Raw genomic sequence first — 18,453 nt, forward strand, 5'->3', positions numbered from 1 at the left:
CCTGGCCGGCCCGAGCGGCCCGCCGCCCCCGGCAGCGACCCGGGCGCCCGCGACGACCAGGGCGACGACGCGGAGCTGCAGCCGGTCGAGCCCGTGCACGTCGAGCAGGTACGTCCGCAGGCCCCGCCGCCACCTGAGCAGCCTGCGGCGCCTGCTCTCGCCCCGCCGCCCTCGTCGAAGGTCGACGTCGCTGTCGAACGGGCCAGCACGCCCCGGCCGCCCGAGATCGAGGCCAAGGCCGCTGACGTCGTCGAGTGGCCACGCCCGGACGGCTGGCCCACACCACCCGTTGAACTCGAAGGGATCGACATGTCGCAGGCCCCCCTCGTGCCTGCCGGTGATGGCACCCCCACCCACCTCCCCACCGTCCCCCAGCTCCAGGAAGCGCTGGCCACGGGTGGGTTCGAGCGGTTCATGACCTGGCTGCGCGCCTTCTTCAGGGCGTCGGGCGTGCTCGAGGCCGACGCGCGCAACGTGCACGAGGACGCGATGAACGTCGCCACGCGGGCCCGCAACAAGTACGTGCTGGCGTTGCAGGCGTTCCAAGCCGTTCAGGCGGACGGCCTGGACCCGCGCACGATCACCCGCATGTGGGAGGCGCTGGCTCAGGCCGAGCAGGAAGCCACCGCGGCCGCGCTGGCCACCCACGCCACCGCCCAGACGGTGATCGCGTGCGGCGGTGGTCAGCCCACCGTGGCGGCCGTGATCAGCGCGCTCGACTACGGCCACGGCGACATCGCCCGAGCGGTGAGGTATGCGCCCGTCCGGGTCGTCCGCAAGTTCAGCTGGTACCAGAACTAGGGAGCACCACGTGGCCCGCCACACCACGCCCGACAAGCAGCTCGATGAGCAGCCGGAGCAGCAGGAGGACGAGCAGACGGAGGCCCTCGCCAAGGCCGCGGCCGCCGTCACCCGCAAGACCATGTTCCGCTACCGCCACGCCATCGCCCCGCACGCAACCGCCCTCGGCGTGTGGGGCGCAGGCGTGGCCCTGCACCTTGCGGACGTGCCCGCCTGGCAGGTCTTCGCCGGCGAGGCAGCCGTCTGCGCCGCGGCGGCGACGGTCCGCGCGCTCATCCCCTCGACGCGTAAGGCTCTCTCCTTCCGCTGGTGGCAGGCCGGCGCTGGCGCGTGGCTGCCCGCGGCTGACGTGCTCGGCCCGTTCGGGGCGATGCAGAGCCTGTACTTCGCGGCCGCCGGTCTGTGGACGGTGCCGTACGTGTGGCGAAACCGCAACTACATCGTCCGGCCCGAGAAGAAGCGCCGCGCGCTGGAGGCAGCGCAGGCCAAGGAGCTGGAGGCGGCCGACCCGATCGTGATCCGCTGGGCTCAGAAGACGGCGGGCAAGAAAGGCGCGCTCGCCGACTCCAAGTTGACGAACCGTGAGGAGTTCGTGCGCGGCGGCGCCGAAGGGACGCGCTACCGCGTGGTCCTGGACGGGCAGACGACTGAGGACGCCATGATGGCGCGCAAGCGGATCTGCTCCGACTTCGGGGTGGCGATCAACTTTGTGCACGTGGAGGAGCCGGACGACGGCGCGCAGAACGCCGCCGTGGTCACGTTCTTGAAGCGGCTCGCCGTTGAGGATCCTGAGTTGTGGACTGAGCCGCTGCTCAACATGGAGACGGGTGTGCTGCCGGTCGGCCCGTTCGAGGACGGCTGGGGCGACGCGGCGTTGCAGGTGTGGGAGCCCGGCAGCGGTCCTCTGCCGGTCGGGATCTTCGGCGCGATGCGGACGGGCAAGAGCTCCATCCTGAAGATCGCCGCAGCCGAGTTCGCCCGCACCAAAGGCCGGATCGTGCTCGACTACCTCGACCCGCAGGACGGGCAGAGCTGCCCATCGCTGCTGCCGTACGTGCCGCACGCGCTCGGCATCGACGCCATCCGTGAGCGGCTGTACGCCTACCAGGCGGAGATGCAGCGGCGCCGCGCGCTGCTGTCGCAGATCGAATGGACCGACGAGGACGGGATCACGCAGCGCGGAGTGCAGTCGTACGACCACCCGGGCGTGCACGGCATGCCGATGCTGGTCATCGCCATCGACGAATTCCACTTGATCGCGCGGCACGAGGACCTGGCCACGATCGTGCACGACATCCTCGCCGAGGGGTCGAAGTGCGGCATGACGGTGTGGACGCTCGACCAGAACGTGTACGTCGCCGGGATGGGCGGCGGCGACATCCTCGCCCTGGTCACGTCGGGCAACATCGTGGTGCTGCGGGTCTCCGACAGGAGGATCGCGTCGGCCACGTTCGGGGAGCGGATGACCGCCTACCCGCATCTGATCAAGATTCATTTCCCGGGCACGCAGAACAAGACGAAGGGCTGCGGCTACCTGCTGGGCGCGACCGACCGGCCGGTGATGATGCGTGCCCGCCACATCCCGAAGATGGGCGCGGTCATGCGCGGCATGCCTGCGATGACGGTGAAGCTGCCGAAGGTCGCTGTTGCGGACGACGACGCGCCGGCGCGGCGGAAGGGCAAGGGGCGCCGCGCGCCTGCGATTGCAGCGGCCGACGTCGTTGATCTCGACGCGGCCGCGCAGATGCCGAGCCTCGCGCAGGCAGAGGTCGCCGAGTCGCAGGAGAAGGTGCTGTCGCTGCTGGCCGACGCCGGCGAGGCGGGGTTGGCCGGGCCGGAGTTGACGGTGCAGTCGGGGTTGCCTTTGCCGGTGGCGTTCCGGGTGGCCGGGTCGCTGGTGGAGCAGGGCCGGGCGTGCCGGGCTGGTGACCGGTACGTGATCGCGGAGAAGGAACAGGTGGCGTAATGGAGACGGTGGCGCGGGTGCTGGTTGTGCTGGCGTGGTTGAGCTCGTCGCAGGTGGCGGCGGGCGTCGCGGGGGTGAGTGGCGAGCTGGGCCTGGTGGTGCCTGTGGCGGTGTTGCTGTCGTCGGCGCTGGTGCCTTTTCTCCAGATGGGGGCTCGTCCGGTGCCTGTGGTGTTGACGGTGACGTCTGCGTGGCTTCTGGCGGCGCGGACGTGGGGTGAGGGGTGGGCGTCGACGCTGGTGGCGTCGGCGGCAGGAATTGTGGTGTGGCTTACCTGGGACGGCAGCGGCATGAGGTGACTACCGCTGGGCGACAAATGCGACACAAACACGTTTATCTACTCAGTCTGATGTTGACACGACCTGACATCGCATGCTGGACAAAAGCACGCATTGCGCTAAGGTGTCCAAGTCGCGACTGTCACGACTGGAATTCCAAACGAGACACATGAGTTTCGCATTGTCACAACGTGCGGAGCTACGTCGAGGTGCGGCTCATCGAGCCGGACTCCTAGCAAGACCGGCCCCGGGCTGACGCCTGGCAGCACAACGCCCGGGGCCGCACTCCCCACAGCCGTACGACTTGAAAGGAGCGCTCCCCATCATGACGCATCGCACCATGGCCCGATCCAGCCGCCATCAGTGGCTCACCGTTGAGGAGCTTTGCGATGAGCTGCACGTGTCCCGTCGTACATGGGACCGCTGGCGGGCGAAAGGAACCGGTCCTCGGGCCAAACGGCTCGCGGGCAACGGCCCGATCCGGATCAGGCGCGACTGGCTCGACGAGTGGGTCGAAGCGCAGGAGGACGCGTGATGAAGAGTTACGACGTCCAATTCTGGAAGATCCAGGAGCGGAAGGGCCGACCTAGGCCGTACATCGTCCGGTGGGTTGTCGCTGGCTCGGAGTTCAACGAGTCGTTTGCGACCTCCGGCCTGGCCGACTCCTACCGCTCAGAGCTCATGACGGCGGCTCGCAAGGGGGTGGCGTTCGACACCGAGACAGGTCTGCCGGAGTCGATGCACCGGGAGAAGCAGGACATCACCTGGTTTCAGCATGCGCTGGACTACGTCGCTAAGAAGTGGCCGAAGGCCTCCGCCCATTCCCGTCGGTCAATCGTCGAGAGCATGCTCGCCCTGACGCCGGTGCTGGTACGTGACCTGCGCGGCGCGCCCGACGACAAGATGCTGCGCGATGCGTTGCGATGGGCATTCATCCCGTCCCGGCCGGAGGAGGAAAGGCCGGACGAGGTGCAGGCGGCGCTCCGGTGGCTGCGCAAAGCATCCTTGCCGCTGACCGCCCTGACTGAGCGCAAGGTCGTCGCCAAGGCGCTCAACGCCTGCGCCACGCAACTGGACGGCAGTGAAGCCTCACCGGAGTACTACCGGCGGCGGCGCCGCGTCTTCTACAACTCGCTGCGCTATGCCGTCGTCGAGGAACGGCTGGGAGCGAATCCGCTCGATGATAAGGCGCTCAAGAGTGATTGGGCCCAGCCCGACGTGGACGACGCGGTGGACCCGCGCGCGGTGGCCAATCCGCGCCAGATCGCCGAAGCGCTCACCGCGTGCAGCTATGTCGGTCGCCGCCAGGGCGAGCGTTTCGTGGCCTTCTTTGGCTGCATGTACTACGCGATGATGCGGCCGGCCGAAGTAGGCCGTCTACGGCGGGCCGACTGCCATTTGCCCGAGTCCGGCTGGGGCAAGCTCATCCTGGAGGCGTCCAAGCCCGAGGTCGGCAAGGACTACACCAACAGTGGTGAGCTGCACGACGACCGCTCCTTAAAGGGCCGCTCGAAGAAGACCGTCCGGGTAGTGCCCATCCCGCCCGAGCTGGTGACGCTGCTGCGCTGCCACATCGCCGTGTACGGCGTGGCCACTGACGGCAGGCTGTTTCGCTCCGAGAGCGGCCGTCCGGTGCCGAAGTCCACCTACTCCCGACTATGGAAGAAGGTCCGGGCGCTCACGCTTCCCGCCGAGCAACTGAGCACACCGTTGATGGGCAGACCGTACGACCTTCGGCACGCTGGCGTCACTTGGCGGCTGTCAGCAGGTGTCCCGGCTGCGCAGGTCGCTGAGTGGGCGGGGCACAGCGTGGAGGTGCTTCAGCGCATCTACCACCGGTGCATGGCCGGATACGACGACGTCTGGATCGAGCGGATGAACCGAGCCCGAGGCGAGGAACAGTCATGAAGCATGATGGGTTGCCGTGTCCGCGAGGACGGTCTCTCAAAGACGAATTCGGCCTGTGGCGGGCACCGCACGGGCAGGCATCCGGCGCGGGCGGGAGAAAGTCCAGGCAGAGACATGATCGTGGAGGGGCCTCCGGAGCCGGGTGCGTAGGTTCGAATCCTACAGGGGGCACTCGATCTTGACCGGCGGTTCCGGCCGCTGACCAGGGTGAACATCGCAGGTACGGGCGGGCCTCCAGTCTCACGGAGTCCCGCTCGTCCTCGTTGAGGCTCGCTGATTGTGGACCAGTTGTGGACCACGATCGATCACTCGGTTGGCGTTCCCCCTGGGGTGTGGACACCCGGTTTCATGCAGCCGTACTGACACCCGTGGTCGGCATGGAAGATCACACCCGTGGCCCGGCCGCCACGGGCCCGCACCGCTGCCGTCAGCGCGTCGCTGATCAGTTCGGTGCGCAGATGGCCGGCGATCGACCAGCCGATCAGCCGGCGGGATCCGATGTCGATGACCGTGGCCAGATACAGCCACGAGTCGCCGACCGGCAGATAGGTGATATCGCCGCACCACCGCTCGTCGATGGCTTGGCCGCCTGAGCTGATCCGGACCGAGCGGCTCGTGCTCCGTGAGCCCGAGGCGCGGGACCGTATAACGTTCATTGAGCTGCTCGCCTCGCCAGAGGTGCACACCTACCTCGGCGGTCCCCGCCCGCGTGACGAGCTTGAGCGTGAGATGCCCGAGGTGCCCGAGCGATGGCCCGGGAGTCTCGTACTCGAGCTCGACGGGGCGATGATCGGCCAGATCCTGCTCAGGAGAGCAGCCGTGCACCGTCGCCCGGCTGCTGTGGGGAAGGCCGATCTCGGTTACCTGTTCCTGCCGAAGGCCTGGGGGCAAGGGTACGCCGCCGAGGCGTGCGCGGCGGCACTCGACTGGTTTGACGGCGTCCTTCCCGGCGAGCGGTGGTGCTCACCACCCAGAGCGCCAACGTCGGCTCGATGCGCCTCGCGGCAAAGCTGGGGTTCACCGAGGTCGAGCGGTTCCAGGCAGGGGACGCCGAGCAGTGGTTCGGCCTGCGGCCCCCGGCCACGTGATGGGGCTACGCGATTTTGGCTTTGACGCTTTCCCTGGATGCCGTTGGTGATCTTCACGATGGTGGCAGGTCGTGGATGAGGCGAAGCCCCGCAGAGCCCTTGACCAGCACGCCATCCCGAGCGCAAGCGACGGAATCGCATCAACTTGCGTAACGCCCTCTGAACCCCCTGTTCGCGCAGCCGCTGGACGCCGGATGGGCAAACTGTCGGCAACGTCGGCTGGCGTGTGCACACGTAGGCCACCGGTGAGAGCGTCGCGTCACGAGTCGAGGCGGGCGGGCGGCAGGTCGAACTGGTCGTTGCGCATACGCAGCAGGGCAAGCGATGCACCCGCGAAGCCGATGGCAGCCGCGGCCAGCCCGATGCCCTGGGCGAGGTGACCGGGGACGAACGGGTGGGTGAAGGCACCCAGGGCGAGGCCGATGCCCATCCAGGCCGGCGCGACGTGGCTGCGCCACAGCGCGATCCCGAGCAGGGCGAGACCGATGACGATGCCCACGATGAAGAGCAGTGATGCCACGAGTTGAAGGGCGTCGTTTTCGATGGCGTCGGCGAGCTTGGCCGTGGCGGCCACGTCGAAGCCCTGCTGCATGGTGATGTAGGCGAGGCCGTCGCTTCCGCGGAGCAGCGCGAACCCGGTCAGTTCGCCGAGCAGCGCGATCACGGCGCCAACCGTCGTAAGCCGGGGGGCGCCGCGCCGAGCCACCCAGGCCACCGCGATGGTGGCCGGGATCAGCCCTACGACGAAGACGGCGTCGAACCATCGCAACGCGCTTGCGAGCTGTTGATCGGCGGTGTACGCGGTCACGGTGTCGGCGAACTCCGCACCGCCGTCGACGGGGCTCAGCAGGTAGTAGACCGCCTTGGCGAGCATGGGCAGGGGCGCGATCATCGCGAGTAGGAGCCGCCAGAAGCCGCGTGTGTCGCGGAGCGGCTTGTCATGCGTTGCCCCGTTGGGGTGGGTTTCGGTATGCATGTGATTTCTCCCGAGCGCGTGGGCTGTCGTTTGTGCCTCCTGACTTGAGGGTGGACGCCGCCGTTCCCGCCGTCGTGGGTGTGGTCTCCTACGTTGGCTCCCACGTACCCCTACTCGGGATAGGAGTGTTTCCCCTAGCCGCCGGGATCGACCGGCCCCATGATTGCTTGCATGTCAGTACGGCAGGCCGGTCCGATCGCCGTCGTGTCGGTGACGACGACGATGGTCGGCGCGGCGTGGGTGTCGTGGTTCGCCGGCGGTCTCACCATCGCCGACGCGGCAGGGTCGTACCTGCTCACCAACACAGCCATGGCGATGACCTTCACCACGTTCGGCGCCCTGGTGCTGGCGCACCGGCCGCGTCACCGGATCGGTCTGCTGTTCGTCGCGTTCGGTGCGTGCGACACCGCGAGCGTCGGGTGCCTCGGCCTGCTGTCGGGCGCGTTCGCCCTGTCGCCGGCCTGGGAGCGCGCGATCGACTTCGTCGGCATCACGATATGGATCCCGGCACCGGCGGTGTGCCTTCCTCTGATCCTGCAGCTGTTCCCCGACGGGCGGCCACTCTCCCCGAGATGGCGGGCACTGACCGTGGCGACCCTGGCGATGCTCGTGGTCACGCCCACGCTGACACTGACACCCGACACTTTGGCGAACGAACCGATCGCCGACCGCAGCCCGTTCCTCCCGGAGGCGGCCGGTCGAATAATTGCAGATCTGGTGCCCTTCTTCGTCGGCGCCGACGTGCTGGCGCTACTGGCCAGCCTCGTTTCTCTCGGCCTGCGGGCCCATCGGTCGCACGGCGTGCAACGGCTGCAGGTCATGTGGCTGCTGTGGGCGGTGGGCCTGTTCGTGACGCTCAACGTCCAGAGGATCGTCACCACCGACGGGCCCATCCTCTTCCTGCTGACGCTGCCCCTGATCCCGGCGGCGGTCACTGTGGCGATCGTGCGCCATCAGCTGTACGACATCCGGCTGATCGTCAACCGGTCGGTGGTCTACGGCCTGCTCACGCTGGGTGTAATCGGCGCGTATCTGGGCATTGTCGCGGCCCTGACCGCGCTGGCCAGGGACCAGTTGTCGATCGGCCCGCTGGTCGCGACCGGCATCATCGCCGTCGCGTTCGCGCCGGGCCGCTCCGCCGTACAGTCGTTCGTGGATCGGCTGATGTACGGCCAGCGTAAGAATCCTGCTGAGGCGGCTGCCCAGGTCGGTGTTCGTCTAGGCCCCGACCTGGACGGTGTGCTGCAAGCGGTGTGCGAGGCGCTGCGCATGCCCTATGCCGCGATCAGCTCGGATGGTCGCCTGGTCGCCACGTATGGTCAGCCTCCGCAGCTGCGGCACACGGTAGCGCTGCAGACGACGGAAGGTCCCCGGGCCGACCTGCTCGTCGGCCTGCGTGCCGGTGAGAAGAAGTTGTCCGGCGCGGACCTGCGCGCCCTCGGCCTGCTCGCCGCCCCGGTCGGTCTCGCCCTGCAGGCGGTGCGGCTGAGCCAGGAGCTCGGGGAGTCGCGCAGGCGCATCGTCGCCGCGCGCGAGGAGGAACGCCGCCGGCTGCGCCGCGACCTGCATGACGGCCTCGGCAGCGCGTTGACCGCCGTCACGCTCAAGGCCGACGCCGTCTACAATCTGCAGCGGACGGACGCAGAGCGTAGCACGAAGCTGCTGCTCGACCTACGTGCCGACCTCACCAACGCCATCGCCGACATCCGCCGCCTCGTCTACGACCTGCGCCCACCCGACCTGGATGAGCTCGGACTGGTCGGCGCGCTCCGCCAGCGGGCCCAGCAGTCCTGGCGCCGTGACCACGCCGGCTTCGTGGTCACCATCGACGTCCCCGAGGAACTGCCGGACTTGCCCGCCGCCGTGGAAGTGGCCGCCTACCGGATCGTCACCGAGGCGGTCACCAACGCGCTGCGGCATAGTAACGCCGGCGCCTGCCGCGTCAAGCTCCGCGCCGACCACGGCCTCCACGTGGAAGTGCATGACGACGGCGGCATGGACGGCGCGTGGCCCCATGGCGTCGGCCTGCGCTCCATGCTCGAACGGGCCGCCGAGCTCGGCGGCACACTCACCGCCGGCCCCACCAACCGGGGAGGACGGGTCCATGCCCTGCTACCGCTGGAGCGCTCGTGAGCACCGACAGCCCGGTCAGGATCGTCGTCGTCGACGACCACCCGTTGATGCGCGAGGGGTTGCGCGCCCTCGTCGCCTCGCTGCCCGACATCGAGGTGGTGGGGGAAGCGGGCGACGGCGAGGCGGCCCGCCGGGAAGTCCAACTCACTCGCCCGGACGTGGTCGTCATGGACCTGCACATGCCCGGCACCGACGGAGTCACGGCGACCCGGGCGATTCTGCAGACCACGCCATCGACCCGGGTGCTCGTCCTCACGATGTTCGAAGACGACGAATCGGTCTTCGCCGCCATGCGTGCCGGCGCCTCGGGCTATCTCGTCAAGGGGGCCCAGCAAGACGAGATCATCCAGGCACTCCGCTCCGTCGCCGCAGGCCATGCCGTTTTCGGCCCAAGCGTGGCACGCCGCATCATCGATTTCTTCACCGGCACGGCGCAGACCCTCCTCACCGCCGATCTCTTCCCCGAGCTCACCCCACGCGAGCTTGAGGTCCTCGACCTCATCGCCGCGGGGAAGAGCAACGCCGCGATCGCCCGCCAGCTGGTCATCAACACCAAAACCGTCAGCAACCACATCTCTGCCATCTTCGCGAAGCTGCAGGTCGCCGACCGCGCCGAAGCCATCGTCCGCGCACGTCAAGCAGGACTAGGCAACAGCACATAACCATTCAGCAAGTGAGCGGGCTCCTCCCCGCTCGTGGCAGGCTGGCGGGCGACATCACGCGGCCACCAGCGCCGCCAAAACCGACACGCGCCTGGGTGAGCGATATCGCCGCCTGGTCAAGCGGATGCCCAAGAGCAAGGCCAAGACCGCGCTTGGTCGCACCATCCAGGTCATCGTCTTCGAGCTGCTGTCCGACCCCACCGCCCGCTACCAAGATCAGGGCACCGACTGCTACACCCGCCAGATCGACATCCGCCGCCGCACCGACCATCTCGTCCGCCAGCTCGAAGTACTCGGCCACAAGGTCACTCTCACCCTCGCCGATCAAGTGGCCTGACCACTACCGGTCCCACCAGACCCTGACCGGCGATCATCGGCCAGGGGTCGCTGCCGCCTGGTTTTCCGGTTAGCCCTGCCTGTCTATTGCAGGCCATGCAGGCCAGAGGCATATCTGTCGGATTTCCGGGCGAAGCTACGGGGACCCCAAGAACGGCCCTCGGAGGGCATGGGGGAGTGATGTAACGAAAGGTACGCTCGCCGTTGCAGTCAGTGAAGGGTCCCCGAAACGATCCCGGCCGAGGGACAGACCAGATGAGTGATATCACCCGTGCTTGGAGGACTGGGAGGAATCGGCTTGGCTGCGGCCGAGGGTAGCGGGCTAGCCCAGTCCGGCACGGCGTGCCTTGACGATGGCATCCGATCTGCTGGTCACCTGGAGCTTGGTGAAGATGTTGGAGACGTTGTTGCGGACGGTTTTCTCGCTGAGGGCCAGAGCCTCGGCGATGGCTGCGTTGGACCTGCCGGCGGCCATGAGGTCGAGGATGTCGCGTTCGCGTGCTGACAGTGACGGGAACGGGTGGTCGGGGTTGCGCGCGTCGGCGGCCACGGCCTGATGTTGCGGGCCGGCTCGCCGCCGAGCAGTACCGGGTGAGGTGAGCCGGATACGCCACGGCCCCTCCCGGGATCGTCCGGAAGGGGCCGTAGCGTCGCTGGTCAGTGGTGCGACTTGGTGACAACCGCACCGGTGGTGGGGTCGAGGATCACGCGGTCGGCCTCGGCCTTGGAGAAGTTGAATAGGCCGTCGAGGGAGCCCGCCACCTTGTCCATGGAGCCGCCGCCGATGCGGCCGGTGTTCCAGTTGTCCTCGATGAACTTCAGCACCGAGGTCTGGTCGGTCAGGCGGTGGTCGACGTGGTTGACCTTGGAGTACGGCGAGATGACCAGCAGCGGGGTGCGCGGGCCGTAGCCGCAGCGGTCGTTGAAGCCCGAGGTCACCTCGGCCTTGCCGCAGAGCGCGGCGGAGTCGGTGGCCGTGTCACGCGAGCCGTTGACGATCGGCGCCATCTTGTGGTCGTACCAGCCGTCGGAGTCGTCGTAGGCGATGATGATCGCGGTGGACGCCCACTCCTTGGAGTTCTGGATCTTGTTGATGGTGTCGACCACGAAGTGCTGCTCGTCCAGCGGGTCGGAGTTGCCCGGGTGGCCGTCCTGGGACGCGGCGGCCTTCAGGAAGCTCACCGCGGGCAGGTTGCCGGACTGCAGGGCGGCGTCGAAGTCGCTCAGGTCGTAGTTGTGGTTGGCCTGGTCGGTGTACCCGATCGCCGCGGTCGAGGACGGGGGCAGGTGCTTCGGGTTCGACGTCGACTTGTAGTACTGGAACGGCGAGTGGTGCGGGCTGTAGTCCACCACCGAGTTGCCGCCGATGTTCTGGTGCGTGGCACCGCACACCGCGTACGTGCCGGAGGTGTCGGTCGGCTTGAAGCCGCCCTGGAACCAGCCCCAGGTCACGTTCTTGCGGTTGAGCAGGTCACCGATGTTCGGGCCCGTGGCCGCCGCGAGGTTGTTCTTGGCGGTGTGGTTGTTGTCCGAGCAGTCGTCGTACGCCGGGTCGGGGTCGTTGATCACGGTGCCCACGCCCTTGGTGTCCGGGGAGGACACGACGCTGCCGTCGGAGACGTTGGTGCCGTTCGTCGGGTCCACCGCGTTGAAGCCGTGGGTCTGGCCGGAGATCAGGTTCAGCGCACCGGGCGTGGACGGGCCGAAACCGGTGTTGTAGGAGTTGTCGCTCATCGCGTAGTTCTGAGCGTAGTTCCACAGTCCGGTGACGGTGTTGCCGTCGAAGTAGTCCATGACCAGGCCGGGCGTGGCGTAGATGTTGTTGCCGCCGCACGTGTCGTGCGCGACGTGCTCCTCGAACTTGTCCATCTTGCCGCCGTTGTAGGCGAGCTGCTCGTGCGCGTAGCCGTGGTCCTGGCTGCACGTGAGCGCCTGCTCGTGGGTCAGGCGCTTGGGGTTGTACACGTTCGGGTTCTTGGTGAGCAGCTTCTTGGTCAGCCCGTCCACCGGCGGGGTGCCCTTGGCCGCCTTGAACGTGGTGCCGTCGGTGTTGGCCGCCTTCGGGTAGGTGCCGAAGTAGTGGTCGAACGACACGTTCTCGTTGAAGAGCACGACGACGTGCTTGATGGGGGTGTTGGTACGGACCGCCCTCGCCTTGGCCTGCGCCGCGGCCAGCGCCTGCGGGGTCAGGGCCTTGGCCGTCGCCGACGGGGTGGCGGACGCGGTGGGGGACGCGGTGTCGGACGCGGTCGGCGTGGCCGACGGCGTCACGGTGTCCGCGGAACCGGGCGTGGTGCCCGCGACCGCGAGCGCTCCGGCGGCTGCCAGCGTGGCCGCCGCCGCGTACCAGCGCGTTGCTTTCTTACCTGGGCCAGTGCCCACGGTGCCTCCTTCGAAGAAGCCGAACCGCTTCTCGGCTCGGGCGGCGCAGGGAGTAAGACGACTCGCGGGCGCCCCAGGGGATACCACCGGACACACGCAACGCCTTAACGCTACAAAGATGACAAACAGGTAAATACAGCTATAAATATGGTCAAATCAGCATATTATTGACATAAAAGGACGATGTGTCCCGGACGCCGGGCGGCACGAAAAAGTAGCCGCCCCCGAACGGCGTGATGTAGTCGACCAGCGGCTCGTCCTCCAGCCGCTTCTGCACCGCCTCGAACTGCCGGTGCAGGTCCTGCTGGTAACAGGTGAAGAGCAGCCCGACGTCGAGATTGCCCACCTCGTCCACGCCTCGGTCGTAGTTGAAGCTGCGGCGCAGGATGCGGCTGGCGTCCGTCGCGGGCGTACGCGGGTTCGCCAGCCTGATGTGACTGGTGACCGGGATCACCTTGCCCACCGGGTCCAGCTCGTATCGGGGCACGTCCTCCTCGCGCCGGCCGTCCAGCGGCGCGCCTGCGTCCCTGGTACGGCCGAAGATCTGCTCCTGCTCGCTCAGCCCCACCCGGTCCCAGAACTCCGCCAGCATCCGGATCAGCCGGAAGGTGACATAGCTGCCGCCCGTGGTCCAGGCCGTGTCCGGCTTGTCATCCCGCACCCACACCAGGCGGTCCATCTCGGAGGCGTCCTTGGTGTCGGGGTTGGCGATGCCGTCCTTGAACCCCATGAGGTTGCGCTGCGTGCCGCTCGGGCGCGGCGGGCTGGTGAACCCGTTCATGCGCCAGCGCACCTGCATGACGCCCCGGGTGTGGCGGGCGATGTCGCGCAGCGCGTGCAGGACGGTGTCGTCGTCGTCCGCCTCCAACTGCAGGCTGAGGTCGCCGTGGCACCACGTCTGATCCAGGTCGTCGTTCGGGAAGACGGGCATCTGGGTCAGGCCGGCCGGTTTGCGCGCGGCCAGGCCGTAGCGGTCGTCGAAGAGCGACGCGCCGAGTCCGAGGGTGACCGTCAGGGCCCCTGCGGGCAGGCTCGGCCCGAGCATGCCCGAGTCGGCGGGCGGCGCGGTGATGCCGAGCTGCGGCGGGGCCCCGCCCGTCGTCAGCCCGCGCGCCCGGTCGGTGAGCGTACGGAACAGCTCCGTCAGCTCGTGCTTGCCGTCGGCGAGCACGTCGAAGGCCGCGACGATCGTTCTGCGCCGGGGAACGTCGAGCACCCCCGCCTGGTGCGGGCCGTGGAAGCCGGGCACGGGTGGCGCACCCGCGTCGGCCGCCGCCGGTGGCACCGTGCGCGCGGCGGTGCTCGCGACGGCACCGGCGATCCCGGTGGCCAGCGCTCCGGTGAGGAACGCCCTGCGGTTGTGGCTGCTCATTGTGTCCGCCTCGGGAAGAGAATGGTGGCGATCGGGGCCAGCCCCTCCAGCAGCCCGCCGACCGCGCCGTTGATGGATTCGCGGATCCGGGGGTCCAGCCGGTCGACGGGTGTCCACGTGTCGCCGTGCTTCTGGGCCGTGAGCAGCGCCTCCACCCGGTCGAGTTGCTCGTCCACCTGCTTCAGCCCCGGGTAACGGCCGTCCAGCAGCGGGCGCAGCACGCCGATGGTCGCGCGGGTGCCCTTGACGTTGGCGGCGGCGGTGGCGAGTGTGGTGCCGCTGCCCTCGTCGGCCCGGCCCGACAGCTCGAACTGCAGGGTGCTCTCCAGGATCTCGTGCGCGCGCAGGGGCAGGTCGGCGGGTTCGAGCCGCTCGTCGGGGAAGTCGTCGCACAGCGCCTCGACGTCCTTGTACAGGCGGTCGGCGACCGGGCGCAGCGTCTTCGCCGACTCCCTGTGCCACAGGCCGTACTCGACCCGGTGCAGGCCGGTGAAGTTCTTGTCGTGGACGCCGCCGGGCAACCCCGCGGGACGCCCGTTGATCGTCGCGTCGAAGTCGCCGAAAGTGCCGTACGCGGAACCGAGGCTTTCGTAGGCGAGGTGGGCGGGCAGCCACGCCTTCCTGGCGGCGGCCAGGTCCCCCCGGTCCACCGCGCCTTTCAGCGCCTTCGTCTTCGCCCGCAGGGTCTTCAGCCCACCGGCGACGTACTGGGTGTACGCCTTCGCCGGGGCGAGCAGGTCGCTGTAGGAGACCGGCGTGGTCGCCGGGCCGCCCTCGCCCGGCCCGGTGACCTTGACGGACGGGCCGACGATCGGGTCACGCTCGTCGATCTCGCAGCGGATGGCGTACGTGCCCTGGGCGAGGCTGACCTGCATGGGCCGGGTCACCCCGGGGGCCAGCCCCTCCACCTCGGCGTACACGGCGCCGCCCGGCACCTGGATGAGGTCGGCCTCCGAGGGGGCGTCCCCGGTGTTGCTGAGCATGAGGGTCTGCTGGCCGGCGTGCGGGTTCGTCCACCCTTCGCCGCAATGGCTCGCGGAGATCTGTACGACGGGATCGGCGCTCGCGGCGGGCGAGGACGGCTTTGCCGGCGTGGGTGGCGGGGCGTGCTCGTGAGCGTGGGTTGCCGAGCAACCGGTCACGCCGGTCACGAGGAGGAGCGACGCGAGGATCACCGCGCGCGGCCGCCTGACATCCACGTTCTTCTCCCAGCAAATCGCCGTAAAAAGGGCAGACGAATGCTAGTTGCAAGATATGGAGCACAAGGTCGAAAGCTTGGCGCATGGCGTCTTGTTCACAGACTGCTCATCTGATGTTTTCCATGCCCTGCCGTGGCCTCCATCGTGGCCTCCGTCATGACCATGGCGCCTTGACCTGGACCCCACTCCAGGTGACAGCGTCATTCCCGAGACGTTCACGGCACGCCAGAAGGAGAGCCTGACATGACGGTTCCGATCCGGCAGCTGGGGCGAAGTGGCATCCAGGTGAGTGCGATCGGGTTCGGCGCCTGGGCCATCGGGGGACCGTTCACCTTCGGTGGCAAGCTCGCGGGATGGGGGGAGGTGGACGACGACGAGTCCGTGGCCGCCGTGCACCGGGCGCTCGACCTCGGGATCACGTTCTTCGACACGGCCGACGTGTACGGCACCGGGCACAGCGAGCGGGTGCCTGTCGGTGAAACGCCCGAAGGCTGGGGTGGCACGGGTCCAGGCCCAACGCGGTGCGGTCCGCTTCGCCGCCGAGCTGAACGCACGCGCTCCGCGAGGTCAGCCGCGCGGGCGGTAGACGACCTTGTCCGTCGAGCGGCCGGGATAGACGACGAGCAGGTGCTCCTCCAGCGGAGCGTCGGGGTCGTTCTCGTCCCATGGCAGCGTGCGGGCGTGGACGCGCAGGCGGTAGTGGCCTGGACCGGCGACGGCCAGGTCGGGCAGCGGCCCGGCCGCCCCGCTGATCTTGTGCGAAGTGTGACGTCCAGCTCCGACTGTGATCGCTTGGGTTTTGGCTCCCCGCCAACGGCGAAACACATGACCACCGCGCCCCGGCCACTCCCGATCAGGCCCGACAAGCCCGTGCTCGTGCTGGACGAATCGGGGGTTACGTTGCCCCGCCACGGCTTCACCGTGCCGTGGTCGCAGATCTCGGCCGTCCGCCTGATGCCCCTCCCGCGGGGAACCGGCCGCAGCGGTGCCCACCGCATCGTGGGCTTCGTGCTGGCCGACGAGGAGCAGACCCTGCGCACGGCCCCGCCCCGGTTGGTCAAGCGGATGCGGCGCTCGAAGAGCTATTTCGGCAACCCGTTGGTCATCGTCGACAAGTCCCTGACCAGCGAGGCCGCGGCCATCACGCAGGCGGCTCACGCCCTGGCCGGCGTACCCTGCGATTGAGCGCGCCCTCCGGGCCACAACGCCGACCCGGTCGAGACTCCGTCGAGCTAGGACAGCGTCCATTCTCGCTTCTGATCAGCGAACCCGCTGTTCAACGCGAACTGGAGCTTGGCCGACTTCGCGCCCTCAGGCACCTCGAACACGATCATCCCCTTGCGGGAATCCCCCGTGTTGATCGTCACCATGCCGCTAAGCGACTGCCCCTCACGCACGTCATGGAACGACGAACGATACTGCTGCCCCTCACCATCAATCAGCAGAGCACCGTTCGTCGGAGCATCGCTGTACACCGCGCGACCCACGTTCGCGAGCGTCACCTGCACCGCGACGATCTTGTTGCCGGTCTTCGGCTTCATGAAGTCCTGAGCAGGGTTGGCGGGGTTCACCAACTGGTTCACTGTGACCGGTACCTGCAACCCTGGGTCTGTCCCCTGAAGGGTGATCGAGCCGCCGACCGTTGCCGTGGATGACTCCTGCTTGAGCTGCTCCTGCGGCTGCTGCTGGGCGGGTTCCGTTGCGGGTGGCTGGTTCGCCTCTGGCTGCTTGGACGGCATCCTGGCGACCGGCGAGTCGGCCTCGGTCACCACCCTGTCCTTGCTGCTGTAAAACAGGACTAAGCCGACGGCGGCACAGCCCCCGAGGAGAAGCAGGGGGATGCCGACCGCCAAGAGGACAATCAGACCAGTGTTGCGTCGCGGCGGCTGGGGGTGGCGGGCTGGTGGGCGGCTGGTACCCGTACCCGTGCGTCGGTTGGGGGCCGCTGTAGCCGTAGGGCTGGTGCGGCGGGAGTTGCGCGAAGAGGGGCTGATCCACTCGCGTGGCCACTTCGGCCGGTTCGTCGGCCCGGAGGGCACGAAGGTACGGCGGCCGCCGACGAAGGGCGAGGCCCTGGCCGAGGAGATCGCGTCCCGGATCCAGTCAGGCCGCTACCAGCCGGGGGAGAAGGGGCTGGTTGAGGAGTTCGGCTCGAACCGCAAGGTGGTGCGGGCTGCTCTCGCGCTGCCGCGTGAGCGTGATCTCGTAACGACGCAGGCCCCGAAGGGCACCTTCGTAAAGAAGCTCAACTAATAGCTCGTAGCACCATGATCGCTGGCCACTGGCTGCAGATCCGGGCGGGCGATCGGTAGTGCCGCTCTCGCCGTCACTCGGGAAATTCGTCGTATTGCCAAGACGAGGCGACGCGTCCGCCGTTGCTGAGCAAATGACTGTAGACGCCCCAAGGCGGCGACTTCTCCAGCGCCGCCCGGTTCAGTTCCGGGCCCAGATACAGCAGCGCGTACGACATGTTCAGGAGCCGGGCGCCGTCAACTTCCGCTACCGGCTCCTCGTATATCCGAACGTCGCGCAGGATGTCGTCGGAGATCGTGTCGAGGGCGACTGCGGCGAACGGGGAGAGCGCGACGCAGGCCCAGGCGAACACATGGCAGAAGCCGACCCACCGGTCCGGGGCCTTCGCCACGTCCCAGTAGAAGTCGCGGGAGAAGTAGCTGATCACGAGGGTGCTGCCCGCCGGGCGACTGATCAGCTGCGCTCCAACGTCCAGGTTCGCCCATCTGCCGGGCAGACTCTTCTCCTTCTCCTGAAAAAGGTAGCCGTCGGAGTGGAGCCCGATGGTCGCCGATAGGCCGCGGAACCACCGCTCGTCTGCCTCACGGACAGGGGGGAGAAAGAAGACCGAAGCGTCCTGCCACCCGGACACAGTGCTCCTCCGTCGATCACAAAGGTTCGTCCCGTGCGTGAGTTTAGTGCCGGCGTTGGTACCCCCGGCCGCGTGCTGGCGTCCGGATGGCGGTGAGTGACTCTGCATTCAGGCGGCAGCTCGCTCAGGGCGTACATGGAGCGACCTGCCTTCCTCGCGCGCAGATCAACGATCAGACAGGCAGCGGAGCAAGCCAGCGATCATGGTGTTAGGAGCCATAAGGCTGACGGGTAGCGTGCTGGTAGCCACGTCGGTAGGCATGGCCAGCCAGGCGTCGGACGCGGCCGAGCGCGAGCGTGGCGGAGATTGCCGACATCGTGGTACCGGCCGCCCGATTCTCGCTGGTGTACAGCGGCAAGATGGGGCGCGTCTCCGACCAGTAGTCACTCATCAGCCTGTCGCCTTATCGTCACGGCCGGTCCAGAGGGCTGCTCGTGAGCTCGGCGAAAGTTCGCTCTTTGGCAACAC

At 68.1% G+C, this 18,453-nt stretch carries 18 protein-coding genes and 4 pseudogenes; 13 read left to right on the top strand and 9 right to left on the bottom strand.

Going from position 1 to position 18,453, the window contains the following annotated elements:
• From AB0J09_RS10540 to AB0J09_RS10560, 5 genes and pseudogenes are all read left to right on the top strand, one after another.
• Positions 1-801: pseudogene (locus tag AB0J09_RS10540) on the top strand (hypothetical protein); the annotation flags it as partial.
• A 10-nt stretch (positions 802-811) separates the two neighbouring features.
• Positions 812-2,767 carry a hypothetical protein gene (locus AB0J09_RS10545; RefSeq protein WP_360688372.1) on the top strand — a complete coding sequence of 652 codons (1,956 nt, stop codon included), beginning with the start codon at positions 812-814 and terminating at the stop codon, positions 2,765-2,767.
• Positions 2,767-3,066, top strand: a complete 300-nt coding sequence (locus AB0J09_RS10550) for a hypothetical protein (RefSeq protein ID WP_360688375.1) — start codon at positions 2,767-2,769, stop codon at positions 3,064-3,066. The genes AB0J09_RS10545 and AB0J09_RS10550 overlap by 1 nt, the downstream gene beginning before the upstream one ends.
• 304 nt (positions 3,067-3,370) lie before the next feature.
• Positions 3,371-3,580 (top strand): helix-turn-helix domain-containing protein, encoded by a 210-nt coding sequence (locus AB0J09_RS10555; RefSeq protein WP_360688378.1) that lies wholly within the window; start codon positions 3,371-3,373, stop codon positions 3,578-3,580.
• A 167-nt stretch (positions 3,581-3,747) separates the two neighbouring features.
• On the top strand, positions 3,748-4,953 hold the full coding sequence (locus AB0J09_RS10560; RefSeq protein WP_360688381.1) for a tyrosine-type recombinase/integrase: 1,206 nt from the start codon (positions 3,748-3,750) through the stop codon (positions 4,951-4,953).
• 356 nt (positions 4,954-5,309) lie between these two features.
• Here AB0J09_RS10560 and AB0J09_RS10565 read toward each other — a convergent pair.
• Positions 5,310-5,534 (bottom strand): annotated as a pseudogene (locus tag AB0J09_RS10565) (DDE-type integrase/transposase/recombinase); the annotation flags it as partial.
• Between AB0J09_RS10565 and AB0J09_RS10570 the strand changes: the two are divergent.
• Both AB0J09_RS10570 and AB0J09_RS10575 read left to right on the top strand, forming a co-directional pair.
• Positions 5,530-5,829: pseudogene (locus AB0J09_RS10570) on the top strand (GNAT family N-acetyltransferase); the annotation flags it as partial. The pseudogenes AB0J09_RS10565 and AB0J09_RS10570 sit on opposite strands and share 5 nt — an antisense overlap.
• Positions 5,830-5,912: 83 nt before the next feature.
• The gene (locus AB0J09_RS10575) at positions 5,913-6,041 is read left to right on the top strand and encodes a hypothetical protein (protein WP_360688462.1); all 129 of its coding nucleotides are present in this window, start codon (positions 5,913-5,915) and stop codon (positions 6,039-6,041) included.
• 259 nt (positions 6,042-6,300) lie between these two features.
• On the opposite strand, the gene AB0J09_RS10580 is transcribed toward AB0J09_RS10575, so the two are convergent.
• On the bottom strand, positions 6,301-7,017 hold the full coding sequence (locus AB0J09_RS10580) for a hypothetical protein (protein ID WP_360688384.1): 717 nt from the start codon (positions 7,015-7,017) through the stop codon (positions 6,301-6,303).
• 171 nt (positions 7,018-7,188) lie between these two features.
• On the opposite strand from AB0J09_RS10580, the gene AB0J09_RS10585 reads away from it, so the two are divergent.
• The 3 genes from AB0J09_RS10585 (at position 7,189) to AB0J09_RS10595 (ending at position 10,149) form a co-directional block, all read left to right on the top strand.
• On the top strand, positions 7,189-9,150 hold the full coding sequence (locus tag AB0J09_RS10585) for a sensor histidine kinase (RefSeq protein ID WP_360688387.1): 1,962 nt from the start codon (positions 7,189-7,191) through the stop codon (positions 9,148-9,150).
• Entirely contained in the window at positions 9,147-9,812 is a 666-nt protein-coding gene (locus AB0J09_RS10590) for a response regulator transcription factor (RefSeq protein WP_360688390.1), read from the top strand. The genes AB0J09_RS10585 and AB0J09_RS10590 overlap by 4 nt, the downstream gene beginning before the upstream one ends.
• Positions 9,813-9,936: 124 nt before the next feature.
• Positions 9,937-10,149 carry a hypothetical protein gene (locus tag AB0J09_RS10595; RefSeq protein WP_360688393.1) on the top strand — a complete coding sequence of 71 codons (213 nt, stop codon included), beginning with the start codon at positions 9,937-9,939 and terminating at the stop codon, positions 10,147-10,149.
• A gap of 321 nt (positions 10,150-10,470) precedes the next feature.
• Here the strand turns inward: AB0J09_RS10595 and AB0J09_RS10600 are convergent, their stop codons facing one another.
• The 4 genes from AB0J09_RS10600 to AB0J09_RS10615 form a co-directional block, all read right to left on the bottom strand.
• Positions 10,471-10,698 carry a LuxR C-terminal-related transcriptional regulator gene (locus AB0J09_RS10600; RefSeq protein ID WP_360688396.1) on the bottom strand — a complete coding sequence of 76 codons (228 nt, stop codon included), beginning with the start codon at positions 10,696-10,698 and terminating at the stop codon, positions 10,471-10,473.
• A 107-nt stretch (positions 10,699-10,805) separates the two neighbouring features.
• Entirely contained in the window at positions 10,806-12,530 is a 1,725-nt protein-coding gene (locus tag AB0J09_RS10605) for an alkaline phosphatase family protein (protein WP_360688399.1), read from the bottom strand.
• Between the two features lie 151 nt (positions 12,531-12,681).
• A complete protein-coding gene (gene efeB, locus AB0J09_RS10610) occupies positions 12,682-13,902 on the bottom strand; it encodes an iron uptake transporter deferrochelatase/peroxidase subunit (protein WP_360688402.1) in 1,221 nt (406 codons plus the stop codon).
• Positions 13,899-15,101 (bottom strand): EfeM/EfeO family lipoprotein, encoded by a 1,203-nt coding sequence (locus AB0J09_RS10615; RefSeq protein ID WP_360688405.1) that lies wholly within the window; start codon positions 15,099-15,101, stop codon positions 13,899-13,901. Before AB0J09_RS10615 ends, efeB begins: the two co-directional genes overlap by 4 nt.
• A gap of 243 nt (positions 15,102-15,344) precedes the next feature.
• On the opposite strand from AB0J09_RS10615, the pseudogene AB0J09_RS10620 reads away from it, so the two are divergent.
• Positions 15,345-15,569, top strand: a pseudogene (locus AB0J09_RS10620) (aldo/keto reductase); the annotation flags it as partial.
• Between the two features lie 99 nt (positions 15,570-15,668).
• Here AB0J09_RS10620 and AB0J09_RS10625 read toward each other — a convergent pair.
• Entirely contained in the window at positions 15,669-15,926 is a 258-nt protein-coding gene (locus AB0J09_RS10625) for a hypothetical protein (RefSeq protein ID WP_360688465.1), read from the bottom strand.
• On the opposite strand from AB0J09_RS10625, the gene AB0J09_RS10630 reads away from it, so the two are divergent.
• Positions 15,927-16,286: a hypothetical protein gene (locus AB0J09_RS10630; RefSeq protein ID WP_360688468.1), complete on the top strand. Its 360-nt coding sequence runs from the start codon at positions 15,927-15,929 to the stop codon at positions 16,284-16,286.
• A 47-nt stretch (positions 16,287-16,333) separates the two neighbouring features.
• Here AB0J09_RS10630 and AB0J09_RS10635 read toward each other — a convergent pair whose 3' ends face one another.
• Positions 16,334-16,954 carry a DUF4352 domain-containing protein gene (locus tag AB0J09_RS10635; RefSeq protein WP_360688408.1) on the bottom strand — a complete coding sequence of 207 codons (621 nt, stop codon included), beginning with the start codon at positions 16,952-16,954 and terminating at the stop codon, positions 16,334-16,336.
• An 82-nt stretch (positions 16,955-17,036) separates the two neighbouring features.
• On the opposite strand from AB0J09_RS10635, the gene AB0J09_RS10640 reads away from it, so the two are divergent.
• Positions 17,037-17,354, top strand: a complete 318-nt coding sequence (locus tag AB0J09_RS10640; protein ID WP_360688411.1) for a GntR family transcriptional regulator — start codon at positions 17,037-17,039, stop codon at positions 17,352-17,354.
• 73 nt (positions 17,355-17,427) lie between these two features.
• Here the strand turns inward: AB0J09_RS10640 and AB0J09_RS10645 are convergent, their stop codons facing one another.
• Positions 17,428-17,985 carry a hypothetical protein gene (locus tag AB0J09_RS10645; protein WP_360688414.1) on the bottom strand — a complete coding sequence of 186 codons (558 nt, stop codon included), beginning with the start codon at positions 17,983-17,985 and terminating at the stop codon, positions 17,428-17,430.
• Between the last annotated feature and the right edge of the window lie 468 nt (positions 17,986-18,453).

It is taken from the genome of Nonomuraea sp. NPDC049784 (genome assembly GCF_040659615.1).
In the GTDB taxonomy this organism is placed as follows: domain Bacteria; phylum Actinomycetota; class Actinomycetes; order Streptosporangiales; family Streptosporangiaceae; genus Nonomuraea.